The sequence below is a fragment of the Halomonas koreensis genome, assembly GCF_031451675.1.
Lineage (GTDB): Bacteria > Pseudomonadota > Gammaproteobacteria > Pseudomonadales > Halomonadaceae > Halomonas > Halomonas koreensis.
Map to the genome: position 1 here is coordinate 41,543 of NZ_JARWAK010000013.1, position 20,612 is coordinate 62,154.

Genomic DNA, 20,612 nt, shown 5'->3' on the forward strand with positions numbered 1-20,612 from the left:
GGAGGTCGGCATGAAGTGGGTCAACCGGTACACAGTGAGCGGCAGCGTTCTGCTGGCAGGCTATCTCGCCTTCTCCAGCCCCGGAGAGGTCGCCGTCTCGGTCGATGGCGAAGTGCGCGGACTGATCAACAAGGCTCGCGCAACGATCCAGCAGCGCGACTTCTGGAAAGACCAGATGTCGCTAGTGGAGGCAGAATACGACGAGCTGCGCGACGAGCCCGCCCGCAAGGCTCGAATGGAGCGAGAGCTGAACAGTCTGCTGGCCGAAGCGGACAGAGTGATTGCGCAGACCGATCGCGAGGTGGGCATCGAAAGTGGCGCAGCCCAGCGCTCAGCCGATCAGTATCGCGACCGGGCAGCCGCCATCGAGGATGCCGAAATGCGCCAGTGGCTGAACCAGATTCGACTGGAGCGCATGCGGGAACTCAGGACTATTGCTGTGCACGTTCAGTCACATCTCTGACGAGGCCATTCCGCGATGAATCTTCTTTGCTAGCCTAATGGGTCCGCCCATTGCGCGAGGAGCCATCATGCGAATTCTGTTTGCCTCAATCGTCGGAGCCGCTGTCCTGGCGGCCGCATCCCCTGCCTTGGCCACCTGTACCGGCTCCGGCAGCTTCCAGACCTGCTATGACGCCCAATCAGGAAACAGCTACAGCGTTCAGCGCCACGGCAACACCACCACCATCCAGGGCTACAACAGCAACACCGGCTCCACCTGGAACCAGACCAGCCGCAAGATAGGTGGCACCACCTTCCACAACGGGATGAGCAGCGACGGCAACAGCTGGAGCGGCACTTCTCGCAGCATCGGCAGCCAGACCTACCACCAGGGCATTGACTCCGACGGCGAGCCCTACAGCGGCTACAGCTACGACTGACCCTACCCTCTTCTCTATCCAGCCCGCCCATCGTGGCGGGCTTTTTTGTGCTCGGAAGAAAATATTTAGCGTTAAGCTATTGACGAGACTTTAGCGCACCGCTAACTTTAGCCACACGAACACGGCGCAAGCCGGTTCCGGCCCTCCAAGGGCCTGGCTCTTTAACAGTTCGAGATCCCCCGGTGCTTGGGCCAATGCATCCACGTCCATGAGACGTGCTTTCGAGAGTCCCTAGCGGGGCGTCAGGCGCACACCGAGAGGTTAGAACCTGGCGCGGGTGGCACCGGCTGTAGCGAAGCCGCTCGACTGAAGACCACGCCGGGGTCAGTACCGGCACGCTGGCCATCGAGCGTATCGGTGGCCATCGGGAAGCCTGCTCAACGCCTGTGAAGGCGCTCACGGTCACCACGCCGTGAGCCGCTGGAGGCGAGCCGGCTTCACTGATGCACCCATCACAAGGCGACACCGGCCCGCCGACCACGACAAAGCCGGATGCAGACAGAAGGAGAGCGACATGCTGCCGCGCGACTACTGAGCAAGACCGGCAGCCCCTGCCGCACCAGGGGCTGCATCCACCAGCGCCTTCGACGAGGGTGCTGATGGATGCACAACGACAGGAGAGCACGATGGATAAACAGCAGTGGATCGACCGCGCCTATGACCGCTTCGTTGAGCGAGGCGTCGAGGCAGACGAGAAGACCCGAGATTGGGCCAAGCTGTGTTGGCAGACCCAGCACGACGAGGCGTCGAATCCGGACGGCTGGCCGATGCAAGATCCGGAAGATGCCGTAGACGATGAGCTGCAAGCGGCGGCTGAGAGCCAGGATCACCCCGCTTCACTTTGAGCCGCGCCCCGGGCGTAGAGGAGGAAGAGATGGAAAAGCACAAGCCAGCCGACAAGCTGCCCGAACCGGGCCGGGTCGTCCTGATTTGCCGCAACAACGGCCAGATGGCCATCGGCTCTCGTAACAGCCAGCCGCTGGCCGACTCGCAGGACATGTCCCGCCAATGCCACTGGAATGCCTGCTACGCCGACAGGATGGCTGAACTGGAATGCCGCACCGGCATCCCGTTCAACGTCTCGTTTCAGGACGGAACCGTTGAGTGGTGGGCGGAATTCACCATCACCGCCTGAGCACCACGCGATCCGCTGCGCAGTGCGGCCCATAGCCTCCCGGTGGGCTGAGAATTCGCCGGGACGCATCAGGTATGCCGCCTGCCCCGACGGGACTACGGGGAAGCGCCAGGCGGCATATCGATGCGCCACCGCATCCCCAATTCCCTGCATTGCCCGCCCTCCCCGGCGGGCTTTTTTTCTGCCTGCGGGCTCGCCACGGCGGGCCGCGCCCACGACATGGAGATCGCCATGGAAACCCTTCTGCCCAAGACCCCGAAAGAGCGCGAGCGCGAGATCGACGACGCCATCGCGGCCAGCAGCCGGCGCATCGAGCTGGATCACTACCTGGCCGAGAAGCGGGAAGCCCGCGAGCGCATGGAAGTGTGGGAGCTGGACTCATGAGCGCTCGATACATCGCCTGGGATCGCCACAGCGGCCGCCTGACGCCGCGCTGCGATCTGCCTGGCAGCCCGTTCGGGAGCAGGCGCCAAGCCAAGCAGGCGGCGCACAAGGCCGGCATCGACAAGCCGAAGATCACCACCGTCACCCGGAGAGCATCATGAACGCACCCACCGACAACTTCATCCAGAGCCTCGCCCAGGGCGGCTACACCGTCGCCCTTGCCCTACTCCTCTGCTGCCTGATCGTGATCGGCGCATTCGTGATGCTCGGCGTCTGGCTGGAGCGTCGCGAGTGGCGCGAGCAGCAGCGCCGGCTCGCCGAGAGCGAGCGCCAGGCCCGCCGCCCGATCATCGGGCCGCATTGGTCAGAACGAGAGATGGGAAGGCGCTGACATGCAGGAATCAGCAGCCCGTCAGGCCATCGACCACCTACTCGCCGCCGGCGGCACCGACATCGTGCAGCTCGACGGCCGCCTATACCGCCTCACCGCCGAGCAGCTGACGCCCGACACCGTGTCGGAGGCTGCTCGCGAGCTACTGGAGGGACAAGACGATGCCCAGCAATGAACAACTCGCCCTGCTGCAGGAGCTGCAGCTCACCGCCCTGGCCGTCCGAGATCAGGCCGGTCTGCGCGCCTATCACGAAGCCCAGGCATGGGCAGACGGAGCGACCTGGAGCTCTGCCCGAGTACTCGATGCCGACGACCGCGTCGTGTTCACCAGCACCGTCTGCATAGGCCCTGACGGCCGCGAGACGGTAGCCGCCGGCAAGATCGAGTCGCTGGCCGAGCAGCGCGACCAGCTCGCCGCCTTCATCGCCGCCAACCGCGTCAACAAGGAGGCCGCCTGATGCCTATCGACTACCGCCGCGCCCTCTCGCCCGCCGCCCAGCGGCACTACGACGCCGTGATGGACGGCGACAACGACGCCCAGCTGGCATTCGCCGAGCACCTGATCGAGGAAGGGCTACTGGGGTGCGGGATCGAGGAGCTGCGCCTGGGGCTGACGGTCGGCCACCTAGTCGAGCGCTACGCCGCCACCAAGGACGGCACCGCCGAGCTCAAGGCCTGGTCCATCGCCGTGGCTGACGAGCACGACGCCGCGATGGCGGCATGAACATGGAGCGCGACATGAACGAACAAGCCACTCCGGTCTACCCGGAGTACCACAAGGAAGGCGTGCGCTTTCAGCTCTACAGCGACGGCACGGTCATGGTCTGGACCAAGGACCTGGAGTCGCGCGAGCTCGGCAAGCTGTCCGTCAGCGGCGAAGACCGCCCCTGGATTCCGAAGCACAAGAACTTCAACAGCTTGTGCCGGCAGTGGTTCAGAGAGGGTGACGTTGACGACCTGCTGTCCGAGCAGCGCCGCATCTCAGACGCCCGCGGCATGAAGCGGAAGGCCGGCGAGGAGCTGTACGGGGCACTCGAAGACCTGCTCGCTGCTGTGGAGCAGTCCGTTTGCGAAGGCAGCGGCCCGGCGCAGGACAAGGCTCGCGCCGCCCTAGCCAAGGCCCGCGGCGAGAAATGAAAAGCCCGCTTTTCTGCTGGCACAGGTAAGCGGGCCGGATGATTCGCACCACGAATCGAAGACGAGGATAGCGCAATGTCACCAACGGAGATAGGGCCGGGGTATTACCCCGACATACCCAACGCCGAATACCACGCAGGGCCGGGTGTATCGAAGTCGCAGCTTGATCTGCTGAGCCGGTCGCCCGCCCTGCTGAAATGGTCGCTGACGGCGCCCGAGGACGACGAGAAGAAGGCCGCTCTCAATATCGGCGACGCCGCCCACGCTGCCATCCTTGAGCCGCACCGGTTCCGCGACGAATACGCCATCGGCCCAGATGCGCCCAAGAACACTAAGGCCGGCAAGGCCGCATGGGAGGAGTTCGAGGAACAGCGCGGCGGACGCGTGGCGCTGACCCATAAGGAAGGCCGCCAGGTGGCGCTGATGCGCGACAGCGTGATGGCCCACCCACACGCCCGATTCCTGATTGAGTCCGAGGGCGACGCCGAGGCCAGCATCTATTGGCGCGACCCGATCACCGGCGAGCTGTGCCGGTGCCGGCCCGACAAGGCGCTGCCCAAGATGGGATGGCTGCTGGACCTCAAGACGACCGCCGACATGGGCAAGTTCGCCCGCTCGGTCTACGACTACCGCTATCACGTTCAAGACCCGTTCTACAGCGACGGCTATGCCGAGCACTTCGGCGAGGCGCCGCGGGCATTCCTGTTCCTGGTGGTCAGTACGAGCATCGAATGCGGCCGCTACCCAGTGCGCCTGTTCAGCCTCGACCAGGTTGCCAAGGACGCCGGCCGATTTGCCTACCAGCGCGACCTCCAGACCTACCACGAGTGCCGCCAGGCCAACGACTGGCCCGGCATCGAGACTCTGTCACTCCCGCCCTGGGCGGCATAGGAGACACCCATGAATCAGCAAGTGCAGACGGAACAGAGCAACCCATTCGCTGGCCGGGACATGGCCCAGCACGTCAACCACGGCACCGTGCACATCGAGCAGAGCCGAGCAGTGACCGAGGCGCAAGGGAAGCTGCTGCTGGCGAAGCAATTCCCGCGCGACGAAGCCCTGGCCTACAGCAAGATCATGACCAGCTGCCAGCGCCCGGCACTCGCCGCCGTGGGCGAATACGCCTACCCGCGCGGCGGGCAGAAGGTCAGCGGCCCGTCGATCCGCCTGGCCGAGGAGCTGGCCCGCTGTTGGGGGAATGTCGATTACGGCATCCGCGAGCTGTCCCGACAGGAGGGGAACAGCGAGATGGAGGCCTACGCCTGGGACGTGGAGACGAACACCTACAGCAGCCAGAAATTCACTGTCCGCCACATTCGCGACAAGCGCGGCGGCGGCCAGGCCCTGACCGACGAGCGGGACATCTACGAGATCACCGCGAACATGGGCGGGCGCCGCCTGCGCGCTCGTCTGCTGGCGATCCTGCCGCCCGATCTGGTGGATGCCGCCGTGAACGAATGCCGCAAGACGCTGGCGGGTTCCAGCCAGGAGCCTGTGGCCGACCGGGTGCGACGGATGCTCGAGGCGTTCGCCAAGTTCGGCGTCAAGTCCACGCACCTCTCGGCGCACCTTGGTAAGAGCCTGGACGACTGCCTGCCGGAGGACATCGCCAGCCTCCAGGCCGTCTACAACAGCATCAAGAACGGCCAGGCGCAGGCGTCCGATTTCTTCACTATGCGCGCCCACGAAGGCGAGGCCGGCGACCTGAATGCCGAACTCAAGCAGGCCCAGAGCGCCGCCTGACCACCCACCCGGGGCCCTGCCGGGCCCCGCCAGGAGATACCGATCATGTGGTTCAAGCACCTGCACCTTTACCGCCTTCACGACGCGCCCGAGATCGACGCCGCCCGCCTCGAGGAGGCGCTGGGCGAGCAGGCCTACCGCCCGCTCGGCGGCAGCGAGGCCCGTCGCCTGGGTTGGTGCCCGCCCGCCGGACGCGCCGGCACTCAGCTGCTGCACGAGCTGCAGGGCCAGCGCCTGATCACCGCCCTGCGCCAGGAACGCCTGCTGCCGGCCAAGGTAGTCAAGGAAGAGCTCGAAGATCGCGTCGAGGCCATCGAGATCGCCGAGAAGCGCAAGGTTCGACGCGGCGAGAAGCTCACGCTCAAGGAGCAGGTCTATGAGGAGCTGCTGCCCCGGGCCTTCGTGCGCAGCCAGAAGATCGACCTGTGGTGGGACACCCGCCGCAACCTGATCGCCGTCAACACCAGCAGCCGCAAGCGCGCCGAGGAGCTGCTCGACCTCCTGCGCGAGACGCTGGGCAGCCTCAAGGTCACGCCGCTGGCCAGCCAGACGTTGCCGATGCGGGCGATGACCACCTGGCTCGGCGACCCGGGCGCCCGCCCCGCCGATCTGGTCATCGGTGACCAGGTGGAGCTCAAGGCCAAGGGCGACGACGGCGTGGTGCGCGGCCGGCAGGTGGATCTCGACAGCGACGAGATGCAGCAGCTGCTCGAGTCAGGCCGCCAAGCCAGCAAGCTCGCCCTGGGCATCGAGGGCCGGCTGTCGTTCGTGCTCCACGACGACCTCGCCATCAAGTCGATCCGCTTCGACGACGCGCTGATCGACGAGGCCTCCCAGACCGATGACGGCGACGATGCCCTGGTGCGTCTCGAGACCGACTTTCTGCTCATGGCCCAGGCACTGGCCGACAGCATCGAGCGCATCCTGGCCTGGCTGGGCGGCGAGGCCCAGGCCGGCGGTGCAGTGCCCACGGCGGCATAACCCTTCATTCACCCCATCAAGGATTCACCATGTCAGGAATCTACTCAGCCCTCGGCCGCATCGGTCGCAACGCCGAGGTTCGCCAGACTCAGGGCGGCACGTCAGTCGCCGGTTTCCCGGTCGCCGTCGATGTCGGATACGGCGACAACAAGACCACTCTCTGGCTGGACGCCAGTATCTGGGGCAAGCGGGCGGAATCCGGCCTGATCCAGTACCTGGTCAAGGGTCAGCAGGTGTGGGTCGCCGGCGAGATCGGCACCCGAGAGTTCCAGAAGCGCGACGGCGCCCCCGGCTTCGCTGTCACCCTCAAGGTGCAGGAGATCAGCCTGGCCGGCAGCCCGCAGGGCCAGCAGCAGAACGGCGGCTACGCCAGCGGCCAGCCCCGGCAACAGGGCGGCAACTACGGCCAGCCCCAGGGTGGTCAGCAGCAAGGCGCGCCCGCCGGCCAGCCGGGCAATCCGGGCGGGCAATATCCGCAAGGCGGCGCCATGGGCGGCCAGCAGCAGAGCGGCAACTTCGGCGCGCCGGACCCGGGCAGCTTCGACGACTTCGACGACGAGATCCCGTTCTAGCCGGCCACTCTCCTACCTCCCCGGCCGTCACCGCGGCTGCTCGCCAGGACGGGCCCGGCCGGATCAGCAGTACCCAATATCCACCAGCAGCGGCGATTCCGCGTTCTCCACCGCCCTACCCTGGCGCCATTCCGGCAGTCCGGCCGGAGCGCTGGCGGCGGGCGAACCACGCATGTGGTAGCGGAAGGCAAAGCCGGCCACCCCTCCGAGATGGGGATCAATCACCAGAAGGAGCAGAGCAATGCGTCTGATCGATCAACTGACGAACCACCCGCTCCTCGAGGAGCGGCCCGTGAAGTTCATCTTCGAGCCGATGGGCTTCGAGGTTCACGTTGAGGTCGTCGAGGAGCCAGATCCCGACGAGCAACCGGAAGAGAGCGAGCGCTACCTGGCGGACATCGAGGCTTACATCGACGCGCTGCCGTTCGTCCCGCCGCAAGGATTCACCGAGCTGGGCCGCTGGAGCAATGAAGACAGCGAGATCGTGATGCTAGCGGTGAAGCCGACCACTCCACTCGCCAACCTGCTGATGCTATCGGTTGACGGCGCCCCAACCATCGCTGCCATCGCCAACGAGCGGCGTCGACAGGTGGAGGCAGAAGGCTGGTCGGTAGAGCACGATGACTCCTACCGGAACGGCCAGCTCGCTGCCGGGGCGGCAGCCTACGCAGGAACTGCAGCTATCGCGATTAGCGAACGAAAATCAGACAGCAGTCGGATGAGAACGACTCGGTGGCCCTGGGCTGAGCAGTGGTGGAAACCCACAACTCCACGACGCGATCTGGAGAAGGCCGGCGCTTTGATTGCCGCGGAGATCGATCGCCTAGATCGAGAGGATCGACCCGACGAGTCTGCCGCCTGACACCCACAACCGGCCCGCAGGGCCAAGGAGCGAGAGATGAAAGAGCGCCCGATACTGTTCAACGACGAGATGGTCCGCGCCCTGCTCGACGGACGGAAGACGCAGACGCGGCGGCTGGTCAAGAACCAGCCGGCCGGAGATACCCAGGGCAACGATTGTCGAGCGGCGAAGGTGGCTGGCGGCTTTCAGTGGCAGCACAGGGGCGGCGCGAGCAAAGTTTTCACCTGTCCCTACGGCAAGTCCGGCGACCAGCTGTGGGTGCGGGAGACATGGGGCGCGCTATTTACTGACCCGCCGGGCACCCCAGGCGGCAGAAAGCCCCAGCCTGGCGACGATATTCGATACCGTGCCGACCCCGGCCAGGACTGGCAATGGCGGGATGGATCGCTGCCGTGGCGCCCCTCGATCCACATGCCCCGCTGGGCCTGCCGCATCCTGCTCGAGGTCACCGCCGTGCGCGTCGAGCGGCTGCAGGACATCACCGAGGACGATGCGCGCGCCGAGGGGTGCGACAACTCCAGCACCGAGGCTGCTCATGAATGCGGATGGTACGAGAAACCGCGACGCGCATTCCGCCGGGTATGGGAGCAGATCAACGGCAGCGACAGCTGGGACGCTAACCCGTGGGTCTGGGTCATCGAGTTCCGCCGGATCGACCAGCAGCAGGAGGCCGACGCCGCATGACCATGCTCCTCGCCATCGCCTCGATGCTGAACGTCACCGCCCGGGAGTGGCCGGGCATTGCGATACACGACGCCTCGACGCCGGAGATCAACCACCGGAAGGCGCCGCCCCGGCCGCGCCATGGCGGGGTGAAGCGACACCAGCGGGCCGCCGCCAAGCGCAGAGCCCGGCGGCGGGCGAGACGACTCAAGCACTTCTGACAGGCCACCACCCGGTGGCCTTTTTCATGCCAGGGAGACCCTATGCGATACGGCAGCGTGTGCAGCGGCATCGAGGCCGCCAGCGTGGCCTGGGAGCCGCTCGGCTGGACGCCGCAGTTCTTCTCCGAGATCGAGCCCTTCCCGTCGGCCGTGCTCGCCCATCACTGGCCCGACGTCCCCAACCTGGGCGACATGACCAAGTTCAAGGAGTGGCCCGATGCAACTATCGATGTTCTCGTCGGAGGAACCCCGTGCCAGTCATTCAGCGTCGCCGGACTACGCCGAGGACTGGATGACCCGCGTGGCAACCTCGCGCTCACCTTTCTTGCCATTGCTGACCAATATCGCCCCCGCTGGGTGGTGTGGGAGAACGTCCCCGGTGTCCTGTCGAGCAACGGAGGACGGGATTTTGGTGCCTTCCTCGGGGGGCTGGTCAAACTCGGGTATGGGTTCAGCTACCGAGTGCTTGACGCTCAGTACTTCGGAGTGGCCCAGCGCCGCCGCCGTGTGTTCGTTGTCGGCCATCTTGGAGACTGGCGACGTGCCGCAGCGGTACTTTTTGAGCGCGAAAGCCTGTCGGGGAATCCTGCGCCGCGCCGAGGCCCGGGACAAGACGCTGCCGCCGATGCTGAATGCAGCGCTGACGCAGCAGGCACGCTCCGAGCATCCGACGGGGGAAGCTGCGTAGACCAGGCCATGGCCGGGCATCTACAGGTCGCCGGCACGCTGACAGCCACTTACGCCGAACAGGCCGGGCAAGACCTAGCCACGATGGAGGGCGGCCTCCAGGTGCAGGCCATCACCGGCGACATCACCCACGCCCTGAACACCGCCAACAACGGCAAAGGGTTCAGCGAAGACGGCACCGGCCGGGGCGTGCCGACCATTGCCTTCACCGCCAAGGACTACGGCGCCGACGCTCAGGCCGATCTGTCGCCGACCCTGCGCGCCGGCGGCCACGCAGCTAGCCACGCCAATGCCGGCGTGATGCCGGCTATCTGCTCAGCTCGGCCGGGGATGGCAGTCCGCCGCCTGATGCCCGTCGAGTGCGAGCGCCTGCAGGGATTCCCCGACGGCCACACCGCCATCCCGTATCGCAACAAGGCCATCGCCGCCGACGGCCCGCGCTACAAGGCCATCGGCAACAGCATGGCGGTGGTGGTCATGGAGTGGATCGGGCGGCGCATCGAACAAGTGGAAGCCATCACCTGACCCCACACCCGGGCCGCCCACTGAGGCGGCCCCTTCGTTCTGGAGATCGCGAATGCTACCTCCCGTCCTTCGATACCACGGCGGCAAGTGGCGCATGGCCGACTGGCTGCTCTCCTACTTCCCGCCGGCGAGCGAATACGACACCTACGTGGAGCCTTTCGGTGGCAGCGCCAGTGTGCTGATGCGCCTGCACCGCAGCGCGTTCGAGGTCTACAACGACCTGGATGGCGAGATCGTGAACGTGTTCAGGGTGCTTCGAGATCCGGCCAGCCGCGCGCGCCTCGAGGAGCTTCTGTACCTGACGCCTTATGGCCGGGAGGAGTTCGAGCTCTCCTACGAGGAGCATGACGACCCTGTTGAGCAGGCACGCCGGACCATCTTTAGAGCCTTCTCCGGCTTCGGCTCTGCCGCGGCGACCAAGGGCCGCACAGGGTTCCGGGCGTTCTCAGGCTCATCAGGCCGCGGCGTGAACCCCGCGGGCTACTGGAGTCGCTATCCGGCCAACCTGGCGGCATTCGGCGAGCGCCTATCTGGCGTGGTGCTCGAGAGCCGTCCCGCCCTGGACGTCATCCTCGAGCGCGATGCGCGCCGCACCCTCCACTACTTGGACCCGCCCTACCTCCATGGCACCCGCGCCATGGGTCAAGACAAGTCCACCTACCGGCACGAGATGAACGACAGCGAGCACGAGGCGATGCTCGATGCCTGCAGGAAGCTCGAGGGCTTCGTCGTGATCTCAGGCTATCCGTCCGAGCTCTACCGGGACCTGCTGACCGACTGGCAGATGGTGCGACGCGAGTTCGCCGCCAGCGGCCGCCAGGGAACCGTGATCAGAACCGAGTGCCTGTGGCTGTCGCCGCGGGTCGTCGAACAACAACGCCAGCGCGACATGTTCGCCACTGGGTAAGGAGAGACCTATGACCGCAACCGCCGAGACACAGGCACCCGATGCCGCATACGAGCAGCTGGCCGAGCGCCTCGAGGAGCAGCTGGCGGCGAATGAGCGACTCGCCGCGGAGAATGCCGACCTCCGCGCGAATGTCGCCGCAAAGCAGGCCGAAGCCTTTCGTCAGGTCGCGGCCTGGCTGAACCCGAACAGCGAGCACTTCCCCGGGCCGGCGTACCACGAGGCCGAGATGATCGGCATGGAGATCTCCGGGCCCACCTACTGCAGCGACCTCCATCGCTGCGCGAGAGCCGGCAGCCGCGCCTTCCTCGAGGCGGCACGCATCTGGGAGCACATGGCCAAGGAGAGCGCAGCATGACCTTTCCCCGCAATGACTTCGAGGCCTGGGCCCTGCCGCACTTCTCCGGCGGCGATGCCGAAGCCGTGGTCGCCCTGGCCGAACTCGACTCCAAAGGCGAGTACCGCTCGACCGAGATGCGTGCCGCCCGCGATGCCTGGCGACAGATGGCAAATCAGCTGGAGGCCGCCCGCCAGGAGGCGAGGACGCACGCTCAAGAGGCCCGCACACAGCGCGCCACCGTCCATGAGATCTACCAGGTAGCATCCGGATCCACTGGCGAGCCTGGCGACTGGCACGGCGCTGAGCCTGTCAGAGAGCTGGTTGCCGAGCGTGATTCACTGCAGCGCCTGGCTGACGGCCGGGCCGAGCAGCGCGATGCCCTGGCGGCGCATGTGGAGCGGCTGCACGACGACTTCAACGCGCTCGTCTCGGAGAGCTACGGGGTGGCGGAATTGCACGCGAATGGCGACGTAGCGCCATGGGATGAGCTGGCCAGAGGCGGCCGCTTCGAGCAGTGGCTGCTGTCGTTCAGCGATAAGCCCGCCATCTCCCTCACCCGCCGGGATGCCGAACAGTTCCGCCAGGGCTTTTGGTGGGGCTTCGAGAGAGCGCGCTGCACCCCGGACCAGACGAACATTCGGGCCGAGTTCGAGGGTGTGCAGGAGCTGCGTCGCCGCAACGCAGAGCAAGCCGACAAGGCCGAGGAGGCTCCGTGAACCGAACCCAGCGCCGCGCCCAGGCCAAGGCTGGGCGCATGAACCGAGCTGCCCGCATGGGCCGGGCCGGCATCGACCGCTACATCGACCGCGCCCGGCGCAAGATGCACGGCATGGTGTTCCGGGCGATCCCGGTCGGCGACGAGCTGCACGGCCAGTGGTCGTTCCCCGCGATGACGCCGGCCGGTGACCGTAAGCAGCTGGCCGAGTACGCCGAGGCGGCGCCACACCGCTGGCATCTGCGGGTCACGGTGCGCTTCGTCACCGACGACGGCGCCTACCTCGAAGAAGTGGATGGCGACATCGGCCAGGCGGTGATGCTGGGCGAGCTCGTCGATGAATGGCAGCGGATGCTCCGCGAGGCGCGCGCCCGGGGCAACCCACGGCACCTCGACAGCGAGGTGGTGGAGATCAGACCAGCGATGGGAGGTGAGTGATGGAAGAATTCGACGAATGCGACCACGGCCAGCCCGAGGGCGAATGCGTAATCTGCAACCTGGAGGCCGAGAATGCCCGCCTGCGCGAGACCGCTCGCCTGGCTGAACACTTCGCCCGCGCCAAAGGCCGGCACCACAGCCAGCACGCGGCGTGCGATCTGATGGAGCACCTCGGGCTGCCGTGCGTGCGGCCTGGGGAGGAAGCGCCCCAGCCGACACCAGAGGCCTGGATGTACCAGCACGACGAGACGGGGCAGATCGGCTTCGTGGACCAGTGGCAGATCGACAACGGCTTCGAGAAGAACAACCCGAGGCTGCACATCATCTGCCCGCTGTATCGGCACCCGCCATCTTGAGCACCATACCGCTCAGAAAACGCCGTCCCGCCCATTCCTGAGCAATATCCCGCACATCGCCGCCCCTGGGCGGCTTTCCTGTTTCTGGAGGACGATATGCCCCATGACCGCCTGCTCCCCCTGCACGAGCTCGAGCGCAAGGTGGGATTCAAGAAGAGCAAGATCTACGACTGGATCGCCAACGGCGCCTTCCCGCCCGGGAAGCTGATGCACGGCAAGCGCCTGTGGCTCGAATCCGAGATCGACGACTGGATCGCCGCCGAATGGAAGAAGGCGTCCTAGCCTTCCTCGCCGCCCTCCTTGGGCCGCTTCAGCCGGTCCAGATGATCCGCCCACCACTGCATCATCTCCTTTCTCTCGTCCATGTGCTGAGCGTGGTTGTAGCTCGCACGCACCTTGTTCGATGGTGCGTGAGCCAACTGTCGCTCGATCGCGTCCGGGTTCCAGCCTTGCTCGTTGAGAACGGTCGAGGCTGTCGCCCGGAAGCCATGGGCCGCGAACTTCCCCTTCCCGAAGCCCATTCGGACCAGCGCCTGGTTGATCGTCGTGTGATGTATCGGCTGGCGAGGGTTCTTCATGCCGGGCAGCAGCAACTCTCCTCCCCCTGTGTACTCTTTCAGCTCCTTGAGCTTTTCCACCACCTGCGTCGAGAGCGGCACCAGGTGTGGCCGGCGCATCTTCATGTCGGCTTCAGGGATGCGCCAGATGGCGTTCTCCAGGTCCACGTCGGCCCAGCGCCCGCGGCGTAGCTCGACCGTGCGCACCATGGTCAGCAGCAATAGCTCGATGGCGAGCCGCGTCGTGCGGTAGCCGCCGAACACCTCGAGCTGGCCCAGCAGCACGCGCAGATCCTTCTCGGGCAGCGCCGTGGCGTGCTTCACCTTCGGTCGTGACACCGCGCCCTTGATGAACGACGCCGGGTCGGTGTCGGCTTGCAGGTTGATGATCCCGTAGCGGAAGATCGCGCTTACCCACTGGCGCAGCAGCAGCGCGACTGACGGCGCGCCCCGCTTCTCGACGCCGCGGATCAGCTCGAGCACATCGGCTGCCTCCACCTCGCGGATCGGCTTATCGCCGAAGGCGGGATAGATGTCGTTGTCGAGCCCCTTCCGCACCTGACCCTTGTAGTAGGCCGTCCATTCACCGGCGCGGTTCTCGAGCCACTCCTCCGCGACGCTGCGGAAAGTCTGCGCCTGTTCGGCCTGGCGGGCCTGCTTGTCGCGCTCGGCCTGGTCGCGGGGATGGATGCCGCGAGCGATCAGCTCCCGGCCCCACTCCCGATGCTCACGGGCCGGGCCGAGCTTCACCTGTGGATAGTCTCCGATGGTCCACATGTTGGCCTTGCCATCCAGGCGGTATCGGAGGCGCCAGACCTTGCGGCCGGACGGGCGCACCTCGAGGCACAGGCCGTGCCCGTCAGCGATGCGGTAGAGCTTCTCGCGCGGCTTGGCGTTCCGCGCCTTGGTATCGGAGATCGGCATGGCATTGTGAGTAAGGGATGGTTGTACTCACGATCTTACTCACACATGAGCCGGATGCATATGAATGGAATATGGATGGTTATGGAGGGCGCCTGCGGGCGTAAAGGCGGGGATTGCTGAATCTGCCCGGAAGGGTGCGGAAGAATGGCGGATGGCGATGGAATCTGGCTATCAGTTATCGATCATCAAGATCATGTCGGGCATACACTCCTGATCATGTTGCGTCCAGCGCGGCCGTTGCGCGCATCGCGCGCGGCGTCCCGCTCACCATGCCCGAATCCATCCCTCGCGAGCCGGCAGATACAAAAATGCCGCCTCGGCGGGCGGCACAGTTGTTCAGACACGCGAAAGCCGCCCCGTCAGATGTCGAGGCGCCACTGCTTCGCGATGGTCATGGGGAAAGCATTCATGGCCGCTATAGTGTGGTGGTGCCGCGGGTGTGTCAAGGCGCCCCGCCCGGGGGCGGGGCGCGTCCTTCATTCGAGGTTGTCCAGGCCGCGCTCGGCCATGGCCACGGCGCGGAACAGGGCACGGCCCTTGTTGAGGGTCTCCTGCCACTCCAGCTCCGGGACCGAGTCGGCCACCACCCCGGCGCCGGCCTGGACGTGCAGCTCGCCGTCCTTGATCACCGCGGTGCGGATGGCGATGGCGGTGTCCATGTTGCCGTGCCAGGACAGATAGCCCACGGCCCCGGAGTAGACGCCGCGCTTGACCGGCTCCAGCTCGTCGATGATCTCCATGGCGCGGATCTTGGGCGCCCCGGACAGGGTGCCGGCCGGGAAGGTGGCGCGCAGCGCGTCCATGGCGGTCAGCCCGGGCTTCAGCCGGCCGGTGACGTTGGAGACGATGTGCATGACGTGGGAGTAGCGCTCCACCGCCATGCGATCGGTGACGGTCACCGAGCCGGTCTCGCTGATGCGGCCCACGTCGTTGCGTCCCAGGTCGATCAGCATCAGGTGCTCGGCGACCTCCTTGGGATCGTTCAGCAGGTCCGCCTCCAGCGCGCGGTCCTCGGCCTCGGTGCGCCCCCGCACCCGGGTGCCGGCGATGGGCCGCACCGTCACCTCGCCGTCCTCCAGCCGGGTGAGGATCTCCGGCGAGGAGCCCACCACCTGGTGATCGCCCAGGTCGAAGTAGAACATGTAGGGCGAGGGGTTGAGGCTGCGCAGCGCCCGGTAGAGGTCGAGGGGCGGCGCCTGGTAGGGGATCGACATGCGCTGGGAAGGCACGCACTGCATGATGTCGCCGGCCAGCACGTACTCCTTGATGGTCTCCACCGCGGCCTTGAAGCCGCCCTCGGTGAAGCCCGAGGTGAAGTGGCCCTCCTCCACCGCCCGGCCGCCGGTGCCGGGGCTGGCGGCGTCCAGGGCGGCGTCGCGCAGGCGCGCCTCGAGGCCGGCCAGGTGGGCCGTGGCCCGCGCATGGGCCTCGGGCTCGGCCGGGTCGGCATGGGTCCACAGGGTCAGGCGGCCCGAGAGGTTGTCGAAGACCACCAGGTCGTTGCACACCAGCAGCAGGATGTCCGGCACGCCCAGGGGGTCGGGCTTGTCCACGCCGGCCAGGCGCGGCTCGATGTAGCGGATGGTGTCGTAGCCGAAGTAGCCCACCAGGCCGCCGTCGAAGCGGGGCTGGTCGTCGAGGCGCGGCACCTTGAAGCGCGCCTGGAAGTCCTCGATCCAGGCCAGCGGGTCCTCGACCTCGGCCACGCCCAGCTCGCGGTCGTCGACGATATGGCGCACCGTCAGGCCGCGCACCTCGATGCGCTCGCGGCAGGGCAGGCCGATGATCGAGTAGCGGCCCCACTTCTCGCCGCCCTGGACGGACTCCAGCAGGAAGGTCCAGGGGGCGTCGGCCAGCTTGAGGTAGGTGGACAGCGGGGTGTCGAGATCGGCCAGCACCTCGCGGGTCACGGGAATGCGGTTGTAGCCGGCCTCGGCGAGCTGCTGAAAGCGGTCGGGGGTCATCATGGGCCCGGTTCCTCGGCTGATGGAGTCACGATGGCGAGTCGGAGAGAGACGACGCCGGGTCGTCTCGGCGGACGAGCATCACCATCGCCAGCCGTCGTGACTCCCGGTGGCGGGGACGAGGCGGACGGCGGTCGGGGAAGCGGGAAGAGCCAGCATGATGCGGAGTTCCAAGGGGTGATCGGGGATCACATATAACAAAGGGTTATCAAAAGCTGCTGATTTATAGCGTAACCCGATTCACCCTAAACGAGTTCCGCCAGCGATTCAACTATCGCGTCCGGCCGGCTCGCGGCCACCGGCTCGCCGTGATTGTAGCCGTAGGGCACGGCCAGGGTGCGGAAGCCCGCCGCCTTGCCGGCGGCGATGTCATGGCGGGAATCGCCGACCATCAGGCAGCGGCTCGGGGCGACGTCGAAGCGATCCGCCGCATGCGTCAGCGGCAGCGGATCCGGCTTGCGCCGAGGCAGGCTATCGCCGCCCAGGCAGAGGGCGAAACACTGCTCGATGCCCACCGCCCGGAGGATGGGCAGGATGAAGGCCTCGGGCTTGTTGGTCACCAGCACCAGGCGGCGCCCGCTCGACGCCAGGCCGTCCAGCGCCTCGCGCGCCCCGGGGTAGAGTCGGGTCCGGACGCAGGGCGCCTGACCGTAGCGGGCCAGGAAACGCTCGTGGGCGGCCTCCAGTCGCGACGCCGAGGGCGGCTCGCCCAGGGCCTCCGCCAGCGCCCGCTCCATCAGCACCCGGGAGCCGTTGCCGACCCAGTCGCGCACCTTCGCCTCGCCGGGCGGGGGCAGGTCCAGGTCGACCAGGGCGGCGTCCACCGCCGCCGCCAGGTCGGGGACCGAGTCCACCAGGGTGCCGTCGAGATCGAAGGCCACCAGGCGGATGTCGTCGAGCAGCGGATGCATACGGATTCTCCATGTGTTGCGCCATATTCCCGTCGGGGCATGGGCAGGGGCGGCCCCGGCGCTTATGCTGGTACTCCCATTTTCTCAGGAGCTTACTCGATGAGCGTACCAAGAATCGTGGTCGTCGGCGGCGGCGCCGGGGGCCTGGAGCTGGTGACCCGACTCGGCCGACGACTGGGCCGGCGCGGCCGGGCCGAGATCACCCTGGTGGATCGCAACCCCACCCATATCTGGAAGCCGCTGCTCCACGAGGTGGCCACCGGCGCCCTGGACTCGGGCCTGGACGAGATCGCCTACCAGGGACACGCCCGGACCCACGGCTACCGCTTCCAGCTGGGCACCCTCAGCGCCCTGGACCGGGAGGCGCGCACCCTGACCCTGGCGCCGGTGCTCGACGAGGACGGCCAGGAGGTCCTGCCGGCCCGGACCCTGCCCTACGACGAGCTGGTGCTCTCGCTGGGCAGCGTCAGCAACGACTTCGGCACCCCCGGCGTGGCCGAACACTGTCATTTCCTCGACAGCCCCCACCAGGCCGAGGCCTTCCGCAAGGCGATGCTCAACGCCTTCCTGCGCTACAACGCGCCCCGGGAGCGACCCATGAAGATGGTGGTCGGCATCATCGGCGCCGGCGCCACCGGCGTCGAGCTGGCCGCCGAGCTGTACGGCGCCTCCGAGATGCTCAACAGCTACGGTTTCACCACCCTGGACCGCGAGCAGCTCGAGGTGCACCTGATCGAGGCCGCCCCCAAGGTGCTGCCCGCCCTCCCCGAGCGCATCAGCGACGCGGTCCACGCCGAGCTCGAGCGTCTCGGCGTCCGGGTCCACACGGGCACCCGGGTCACCGAGGTGACCGACGCGGCCATCGTCACCGCCGACGAGCAACGCATCGAGATCGACCTCGGCGTCTGGGCGGCCGGCATCAAGGCGCCGGCCCTGCTCTCGGAGCTGGGCCTTTCCACCGAGCGCAACCATCGTCTGCGGGTCCACGAGACCCTGCAGAGCGTCGACGACGAGCGGATCTTCGCCTTCGGCGACTGCGCCAGCTGCCCGCAGCCGGACGGCTCCAGCGTCCCGCCCCGGGCCCAGGCCGCCCACCAGCAGGCGCAACGGCTCTACCGCAACCTGCTGGCCCGCCTCGAGGGCAAGCCGCTCAAGCCCTTCGTGTTCCGCGACCGCGGCTCGCTGATCTCGCTGGCCCACTTCGACGCCATCGGCAGCCTGATGCGCGGCGCCTCGGCGCGCAGCCTGTTCATCGAGGGCCACCTGGCCAAGTTCTTCTACGCCTCGCTGTACCGCATGCACCAGCGGGCCATCCACGGCATGCTGAAGACCGGGCTGATGGTGGTGGTCGACGGGCTCAACCGCTTCCTCAAGCCGCGTCTCAAGCTGCACTGAGCGCCCCGGGCGCCCGGCGGCGAGGCCTCAGCGCTCGAGGGCCGCCGCCGGGCGCTCCGCCGTCCGTTCGCCGTGGTGGTAGACGTGCACGTCGCGCTGCGGGAAGGGAATGCGGATGCCCTCGGCGTCGAAGCGCCGCTTGATCGCCTCGGTCATCTCCCAGTGGACGTCCCAGTAGTCCGCCGCCTTGACCCAGGGGCGCACGATCCAGCTGACGCTGGAGTCGCCCATGGCGCTCATGCGGATGTTCGGCGCCGGATCGGCCAGCACCCGGGGATCGTCGGCCACCACCGCCTCCAGGACCCGACGCACGGTATCGATGTCGTCGTCATAGCCCACGCCGACCACCAGGTCCACCCGGCGGATGTCGTGGCTCGAGTAGTTGGTGATGGCGCCGTTCATCATCTGGCCGTTGGGCACGATGATCCGGCGGTTGTCCGGCGTGCAAAGCTCGGTGGTGAAGATCTGGACGTCGTCGATGGTCCCGGCCACCCCGCCGGCCTCGACATAGTCGCCGATCTTGTAGGGCCGGAAGATGATCACCAGCACCCCGGCGGCGAAGTTGGCCAGCGACCCCTGCAAGGCCAGGCCCACGGCCAGGCCGGCCGCGCCGATCACCGCGATCAGCGAGGTGGTCTGGATGCCCACCTGGCTGATCGCCGCCAGCACCACGAAGATCAGCATCAGGGCGTGCAGGATATTGCCCAGGAACTTCACCAGCAGGGGATCGAGCCGCCCCCGCTGCATGGCCTTGATGGCCAGCCGATTCAGCAGTTTCGCCGCCCAGCGGCCGACCACGAAGATGGCGATCGCCGCCACCAGGTTGATGACGAAGCTCGTGCCCTGCATCTGCACGAAGTCGGTGAGCCATTGCGTGTCCATTCGATCTCCCTGTCACGTTAGGGGACGGGTGTCCCGGTGTCCTCGGCGGCCGGCCGCTCCGCCAGCCAGCGCCGCTTGGCCGCGGCGTCGAGGCGCTTGAGGGCGGCCTCGCGCCGCAGCGCCTCGCCATGATCCCCCACCGCCTCCCGATAGACCAGGCGCAGGGGCCCCTTGCCGCGCAGCGCCTTGGCGCCGCGACCACCGCGATGCTCGGCCAGGCGCCGCGCGACGTCGGTGGTGATGCCGGTATACAGGGCGCCCGCCGCGGTCTCGATCACGTAGAGGTGCCAGCGACGACCCGCCTCGGCCATCTCAGGCCTCGGCCAGGGCGCGGCGGAACTCGCGGATCACCCCGTCGTAGCGGTGCGGATCGGCCTCGTTGCGAGCCTTGAACACCGCCGAGCCGGCGACGAAGGTGTCGGCGCCGGCGCGGGCAATCTCGGCGACGTTGTCGACCTTGACCCCGCCGTCGATCTCCAGGCGGATCGCTCGCCCCGAGGCATCGATGCGGGCGCGCGCCTCGCGCAGCTTGTCGAGGGTCGCCGGGATGAAGGACTGCCCGCCGAAGCCGGGGTTCACGCTCATCAGCAACACCATGTCGACCTTGTCCATGACGTGGTCGAGGAACGACAGGGGCGTGGCCGGGTTGAACACCAGGCCGGGCTTGCAGCCGCCGTCGCGGATCAGCTGCAGCGAGCGGTCGATGTGGTCGGAGGCCTCGGGGTGGAAGGTGATGTAGGTGGCGCCGGCATCGATGAAGTCGCCGATCAACCGGTCCACCGGCTTGACCATCAGGTGGGCATCGATGGGCGCGGTCACGCCATGCTTGCGCAATGCCTCGCAGACCATCGGGCCGATGGTCAGGTTGGGCACGTAATGGTTGTCCATGACGTCGAAGTGGACGATATCCGCCCCGGAGGCGAGGACATCGTCGACCTCCTCGCCGAGCCGGGCGAAGTCGGCGGAGAGGATCGAGGGGGCGATCTGGAAGTCGGGTGAGGCGTCGCTCATCGAAGGCCATCCTGTTGGGTCGCGTTCACG

The 20,612-nt window shown here is 67.1% G+C and carries 32 protein-coding genes; 26 read left to right on the plus strand and 6 right to left on the minus strand.

The window, feature by feature from the left end:
• Positions 1–10: 10 nt before the first annotated feature.
• From QC818_RS14305 to QC818_RS14425, 25 genes are all read left to right on the plus strand, one after another.
• A complete protein-coding gene (locus QC818_RS14305) occupies positions 11–463 on the plus strand; it encodes a hypothetical protein (RefSeq protein WP_309653539.1) in 453 nt (150 codons plus the stop codon).
• A gap of 127 nt (positions 464–590) precedes the next feature.
• On the plus strand, positions 591–881 hold the full coding sequence (locus tag QC818_RS14310) for a hypothetical protein (protein ID WP_309653540.1): 291 nt from the start codon (positions 591–593) through the stop codon (positions 879–881).
• 599 nt (positions 882–1,480) lie between these two features.
• Complete coding sequence (locus tag QC818_RS14315; protein ID WP_309653541.1) at positions 1,481–1,726, plus strand: hypothetical protein; 246 nt, start codon at positions 1,481–1,483, stop codon at positions 1,724–1,726.
• A 29-nt stretch (positions 1,727–1,755) separates the two neighbouring features.
• The gene (locus QC818_RS14320) at positions 1,756–2,016 is read left to right on the plus strand and encodes a hypothetical protein (protein WP_309653542.1); all 261 of its coding nucleotides are present in this window, start codon (positions 1,756–1,758) and stop codon (positions 2,014–2,016) included.
• A 231-nt stretch (positions 2,017–2,247) separates the two neighbouring features.
• The gene (locus QC818_RS14325) at positions 2,248–2,400 is read left to right on the plus strand and encodes a hypothetical protein (RefSeq protein WP_309653543.1); all 153 of its coding nucleotides are present in this window, start codon (positions 2,248–2,250) and stop codon (positions 2,398–2,400) included.
• The gene (locus tag QC818_RS14330) at positions 2,397–2,561 is read left to right on the plus strand and encodes a hypothetical protein (protein ID WP_309653544.1); all 165 of its coding nucleotides are present in this window, start codon (positions 2,397–2,399) and stop codon (positions 2,559–2,561) included. Before QC818_RS14325 ends, QC818_RS14330 begins: the two co-directional genes overlap by 4 nt.
• On the plus strand, positions 2,558–2,791 hold the full coding sequence (locus QC818_RS14335; RefSeq protein ID WP_309653545.1) for a hypothetical protein: 234 nt from the start codon (positions 2,558–2,560) through the stop codon (positions 2,789–2,791). The genes QC818_RS14330 and QC818_RS14335 overlap by 4 nt, the downstream gene beginning before the upstream one ends.
• A 1-nt stretch (position 2,792) precedes the next feature.
• Positions 2,793–2,966, plus strand: a complete 174-nt coding sequence (locus QC818_RS14340; RefSeq protein ID WP_309653546.1) for a hypothetical protein — start codon at positions 2,793–2,795, stop codon at positions 2,964–2,966.
• Positions 2,953–3,249, plus strand: a complete 297-nt coding sequence (locus tag QC818_RS14345) for a hypothetical protein (protein ID WP_309653547.1) — start codon at positions 2,953–2,955, stop codon at positions 3,247–3,249. Before QC818_RS14340 ends, QC818_RS14345 begins: the two co-directional genes overlap by 14 nt.
• Positions 3,249–3,515 carry a hypothetical protein gene (locus tag QC818_RS14350; protein ID WP_309653548.1) on the plus strand — a complete coding sequence of 89 codons (267 nt, stop codon included), beginning with the start codon at positions 3,249–3,251 and terminating at the stop codon, positions 3,513–3,515. The genes QC818_RS14345 and QC818_RS14350 overlap by 1 nt, the downstream gene beginning before the upstream one ends.
• Positions 3,516–3,529: 14 nt before the next feature.
• Positions 3,530–3,928 carry a hypothetical protein gene (locus QC818_RS14355; RefSeq protein WP_309653549.1) on the plus strand — a complete coding sequence of 133 codons (399 nt, stop codon included), beginning with the start codon at positions 3,530–3,532 and terminating at the stop codon, positions 3,926–3,928.
• A gap of 75 nt (positions 3,929–4,003) precedes the next feature.
• The gene (locus tag QC818_RS14360; protein ID WP_309653550.1) at positions 4,004–4,819 is read left to right on the plus strand and encodes a PD-(D/E)XK nuclease-like domain-containing protein; all 816 of its coding nucleotides are present in this window, start codon (positions 4,004–4,006) and stop codon (positions 4,817–4,819) included.
• Positions 4,820–4,828: 9 nt separating this feature from the next.
• The gene (locus QC818_RS14365; protein ID WP_309653551.1) at positions 4,829–5,671 is read left to right on the plus strand and encodes a hypothetical protein; all 843 of its coding nucleotides are present in this window, start codon (positions 4,829–4,831) and stop codon (positions 5,669–5,671) included.
• A 45-nt stretch (positions 5,672–5,716) separates the two neighbouring features.
• Positions 5,717–6,652, plus strand: coding sequence for a recombination-associated protein RdgC (locus QC818_RS14370; RefSeq protein WP_309653552.1), 936 nt, complete (start codon positions 5,717–5,719; stop codon positions 6,650–6,652).
• Between the two features lie 29 nt (positions 6,653–6,681).
• A complete protein-coding gene (locus QC818_RS14375) occupies positions 6,682–7,224 on the plus strand; it encodes a single-stranded DNA-binding protein (protein WP_309653553.1) in 543 nt (180 codons plus the stop codon).
• Positions 7,225–7,465: 241 nt separating this feature from the next.
• The gene (locus QC818_RS14380; protein WP_309653554.1) at positions 7,466–8,086 is read left to right on the plus strand and encodes a hypothetical protein; all 621 of its coding nucleotides are present in this window, start codon (positions 7,466–7,468) and stop codon (positions 8,084–8,086) included.
• A gap of 36 nt (positions 8,087–8,122) precedes the next feature.
• Positions 8,123–8,770 carry a hypothetical protein gene (locus QC818_RS14385; RefSeq protein ID WP_309653555.1) on the plus strand — a complete coding sequence of 216 codons (648 nt, stop codon included), beginning with the start codon at positions 8,123–8,125 and terminating at the stop codon, positions 8,768–8,770.
• Complete coding sequence (locus QC818_RS14390) at positions 8,767–8,970, plus strand: hypothetical protein (protein WP_309653556.1); 204 nt, start codon at positions 8,767–8,769, stop codon at positions 8,968–8,970. Before QC818_RS14385 ends, QC818_RS14390 begins: the two co-directional genes overlap by 4 nt.
• Before the next feature lie 42 nt (positions 8,971–9,012).
• A complete protein-coding gene (locus QC818_RS14395) occupies positions 9,013–10,182 on the plus strand; it encodes a DNA cytosine methyltransferase (RefSeq protein WP_309653557.1) in 1,170 nt (389 codons plus the stop codon).
• A 52-nt stretch (positions 10,183–10,234) separates the two neighbouring features.
• The gene (locus tag QC818_RS14400) at positions 10,235–11,089 is read left to right on the plus strand and encodes a DNA adenine methylase (protein WP_309653558.1); all 855 of its coding nucleotides are present in this window, start codon (positions 10,235–10,237) and stop codon (positions 11,087–11,089) included.
• A gap of 10 nt (positions 11,090–11,099) precedes the next feature.
• Positions 11,100–11,447 (plus strand): hypothetical protein, encoded by a 348-nt coding sequence (locus QC818_RS14405; RefSeq protein WP_309653559.1) that lies wholly within the window; start codon positions 11,100–11,102, stop codon positions 11,445–11,447.
• Positions 11,444–12,145: a hypothetical protein gene (locus tag QC818_RS14410; protein ID WP_309653560.1), complete on the plus strand. Its 702-nt coding sequence runs from the start codon at positions 11,444–11,446 to the stop codon at positions 12,143–12,145. The genes QC818_RS14405 and QC818_RS14410 overlap by 4 nt, the downstream gene beginning before the upstream one ends.
• Positions 12,142–12,582 carry a hypothetical protein gene (locus tag QC818_RS14415; RefSeq protein ID WP_309653561.1) on the plus strand — a complete coding sequence of 147 codons (441 nt, stop codon included), beginning with the start codon at positions 12,142–12,144 and terminating at the stop codon, positions 12,580–12,582. Before QC818_RS14410 ends, QC818_RS14415 begins: the two co-directional genes overlap by 4 nt.
• Complete coding sequence (locus tag QC818_RS14420; RefSeq protein WP_309653562.1) at positions 12,582–12,938, plus strand: DUF883 domain-containing protein; 357 nt, start codon at positions 12,582–12,584, stop codon at positions 12,936–12,938. Before QC818_RS14415 ends, QC818_RS14420 begins: the two co-directional genes overlap by 1 nt.
• 96 nt (positions 12,939–13,034) lie before the next feature.
• The gene (locus tag QC818_RS14425) at positions 13,035–13,220 is read left to right on the plus strand and encodes a helix-turn-helix transcriptional regulator (RefSeq protein WP_309653563.1); all 186 of its coding nucleotides are present in this window, start codon (positions 13,035–13,037) and stop codon (positions 13,218–13,220) included.
• Here the strand turns inward: QC818_RS14425 and QC818_RS14430 are convergent.
• From QC818_RS14430 to QC818_RS14440, 3 genes are all read right to left on the minus strand, one after another.
• A complete protein-coding gene (locus QC818_RS14430; RefSeq protein ID WP_309653564.1) occupies positions 13,217–14,419 on the minus strand; it encodes a tyrosine-type recombinase/integrase in 1,203 nt (400 codons plus the stop codon). The two genes, QC818_RS14425 and QC818_RS14430, sit on opposite strands and share 4 nt — an antisense overlap.
• Before the next feature lie 476 nt (positions 14,420–14,895).
• Positions 14,896–16,383: an anthranilate synthase component I gene (gene trpE / locus QC818_RS14435; protein WP_309653621.1), complete on the minus strand. Its 1,488-nt coding sequence runs from the start codon at positions 16,381–16,383 to the stop codon at positions 14,896–14,898.
• 245 nt (positions 16,384–16,628) lie between these two features.
• Complete coding sequence (locus QC818_RS14440) at positions 16,629–17,294, minus strand: phosphoglycolate phosphatase (protein WP_309653565.1); 666 nt, start codon at positions 17,292–17,294, stop codon at positions 16,629–16,631.
• A 99-nt stretch (positions 17,295–17,393) separates the two neighbouring features.
• On the opposite strand from QC818_RS14440, the gene QC818_RS14445 reads away from it, so the two are divergent.
• Positions 17,394–18,689, plus strand: a complete 1,296-nt coding sequence (locus QC818_RS14445; protein ID WP_309653566.1) for an NAD(P)/FAD-dependent oxidoreductase — start codon at positions 17,394–17,396, stop codon at positions 18,687–18,689.
• A gap of 27 nt (positions 18,690–18,716) precedes the next feature.
• Here QC818_RS14445 and QC818_RS14450 read toward each other — a convergent pair whose 3' ends face one another.
• From QC818_RS14450 to rpe, 3 genes are read right to left on the minus strand one after another with little or no spacing between them, the layout of a single operon-like run.
• The gene (locus tag QC818_RS14450; protein ID WP_309653567.1) at positions 18,717–19,571 is read right to left on the minus strand and encodes a mechanosensitive ion channel family protein; all 855 of its coding nucleotides are present in this window, start codon (positions 19,569–19,571) and stop codon (positions 18,717–18,719) included.
• 17 nt (positions 19,572–19,588) lie between these two features.
• Positions 19,589–19,882 (minus strand): GIY-YIG nuclease family protein, encoded by a 294-nt coding sequence (locus tag QC818_RS14455; protein WP_309653568.1) that lies wholly within the window; start codon positions 19,880–19,882, stop codon positions 19,589–19,591.
• Position 19,883: 1 nt separating this feature from the next.
• Positions 19,884–20,582: a ribulose-phosphate 3-epimerase gene (gene rpe, locus QC818_RS14460; protein WP_309653569.1), complete on the minus strand. Its 699-nt coding sequence runs from the start codon at positions 20,580–20,582 to the stop codon at positions 19,884–19,886.
• Between the last annotated feature and the right edge of the window lie 30 nt (positions 20,583–20,612).

What these genes read in the sequence shown, in the direction of transcription:
- QC818_RS14430 (WP_309653564.1), bottom strand. Translation starts at nt 14,419, where the DNA reads ATGCCGATCTCCGATACCAAGGCGCGGAACGCCAAGCCGCGCGAGAAG.
- QC818_RS14390 (WP_309653556.1), top strand. Translation starts at nt 8,767, where the DNA reads ATGACCATGCTCCTCGCCATCGCCTCGATGCTGAACGTCACCGCCCGG.
- QC818_RS14330 (WP_309653544.1), top strand. Translation starts at nt 2,397, where the DNA reads ATGAGCGCTCGATACATCGCCTGGGATCGCCACAGCGGCCGCCTGACG.
- QC818_RS14420 (WP_309653562.1), top strand. Translation starts at nt 12,582, where the DNA reads ATGGAAGAATTCGACGAATGCGACCACGGCCAGCCCGAGGGCGAATGC.
- QC818_RS14445 (WP_309653566.1), top strand. Translation starts at nt 17,394, where the DNA reads ATGAGCGTACCAAGAATCGTGGTCGTCGGCGGCGGCGCCGGGGGCCTG.
- QC818_RS14365 (WP_309653551.1), top strand. Translation starts at nt 4,829, where the DNA reads ATGAATCAGCAAGTGCAGACGGAACAGAGCAACCCATTCGCTGGCCGG.
- QC818_RS14410 (WP_309653560.1), top strand. Translation starts at nt 11,444, where the DNA reads ATGACCTTTCCCCGCAATGACTTCGAGGCCTGGGCCCTGCCGCACTTC.
- QC818_RS14315 (WP_309653541.1), top strand. Translation starts at nt 1,481, where the DNA reads ATGGATGCACAACGACAGGAGAGCACGATGGATAAACAGCAGTGGATC.
- QC818_RS14370 (WP_309653552.1), top strand. Translation starts at nt 5,717, where the DNA reads ATGTGGTTCAAGCACCTGCACCTTTACCGCCTTCACGACGCGCCCGAG.
- QC818_RS14305 (WP_309653539.1), top strand. Translation starts at nt 11, where the DNA reads ATGAAGTGGGTCAACCGGTACACAGTGAGCGGCAGCGTTCTGCTGGCA.
- QC818_RS14455 (WP_309653568.1), bottom strand. Translation starts at nt 19,882, where the DNA reads ATGGCCGAGGCGGGTCGTCGCTGGCACCTCTACGTGATCGAGACCGCG.
- trpE (WP_309653621.1), bottom strand. Translation starts at nt 16,383, where the DNA reads ATGACCCCCGACCGCTTTCAGCAGCTCGCCGAGGCCGGCTACAACCGC.
- QC818_RS14450 (WP_309653567.1), bottom strand. Translation starts at nt 19,571, where the DNA reads ATGGACACGCAATGGCTCACCGACTTCGTGCAGATGCAGGGCACGAGC.
- rpe (WP_309653569.1), bottom strand. Translation starts at nt 20,582, where the DNA reads ATGAGCGACGCCTCACCCGACTTCCAGATCGCCCCCTCGATCCTCTCC.
- QC818_RS14320 (WP_309653542.1), top strand. Translation starts at nt 1,756, where the DNA reads ATGGAAAAGCACAAGCCAGCCGACAAGCTGCCCGAACCGGGCCGGGTC.
- QC818_RS14380 (WP_309653554.1), top strand. Translation starts at nt 7,466, where the DNA reads ATGCGTCTGATCGATCAACTGACGAACCACCCGCTCCTCGAGGAGCGG.
- QC818_RS14340 (WP_309653546.1), top strand. Translation starts at nt 2,793, where the DNA reads ATGCAGGAATCAGCAGCCCGTCAGGCCATCGACCACCTACTCGCCGCC.
- QC818_RS14360 (WP_309653550.1), top strand. Translation starts at nt 4,004, where the DNA reads ATGTCACCAACGGAGATAGGGCCGGGGTATTACCCCGACATACCCAAC.
- QC818_RS14325 (WP_309653543.1), top strand. Translation starts at nt 2,248, where the DNA reads ATGGAAACCCTTCTGCCCAAGACCCCGAAAGAGCGCGAGCGCGAGATC.
- QC818_RS14335 (WP_309653545.1), top strand. Translation starts at nt 2,558, where the DNA reads ATGAACGCACCCACCGACAACTTCATCCAGAGCCTCGCCCAGGGCGGC.
- QC818_RS14345 (WP_309653547.1), top strand. Translation starts at nt 2,953, where the DNA reads ATGCCCAGCAATGAACAACTCGCCCTGCTGCAGGAGCTGCAGCTCACC.
- QC818_RS14355 (WP_309653549.1), top strand. Translation starts at nt 3,530, where the DNA reads ATGAACGAACAAGCCACTCCGGTCTACCCGGAGTACCACAAGGAAGGC.
- QC818_RS14405 (WP_309653559.1), top strand. Translation starts at nt 11,100, where the DNA reads ATGACCGCAACCGCCGAGACACAGGCACCCGATGCCGCATACGAGCAG.
- QC818_RS14375 (WP_309653553.1), top strand. Translation starts at nt 6,682, where the DNA reads ATGTCAGGAATCTACTCAGCCCTCGGCCGCATCGGTCGCAACGCCGAG.
- QC818_RS14440 (WP_309653565.1), bottom strand. Translation starts at nt 17,294, where the DNA reads ATGCATCCGCTGCTCGACGACATCCGCCTGGTGGCCTTCGATCTCGAC.
- QC818_RS14385 (WP_309653555.1), top strand. Translation starts at nt 8,123, where the DNA reads ATGAAAGAGCGCCCGATACTGTTCAACGACGAGATGGTCCGCGCCCTG.
- QC818_RS14350 (WP_309653548.1), top strand. Translation starts at nt 3,249, where the DNA reads ATGCCTATCGACTACCGCCGCGCCCTCTCGCCCGCCGCCCAGCGGCAC.
- QC818_RS14425 (WP_309653563.1), top strand. Translation starts at nt 13,035, where the DNA reads ATGCCCCATGACCGCCTGCTCCCCCTGCACGAGCTCGAGCGCAAGGTG.
- QC818_RS14400 (WP_309653558.1), top strand. Translation starts at nt 10,235, where the DNA reads ATGCTACCTCCCGTCCTTCGATACCACGGCGGCAAGTGGCGCATGGCC.
- QC818_RS14395 (WP_309653557.1), top strand. Translation starts at nt 9,013, where the DNA reads ATGCGATACGGCAGCGTGTGCAGCGGCATCGAGGCCGCCAGCGTGGCC.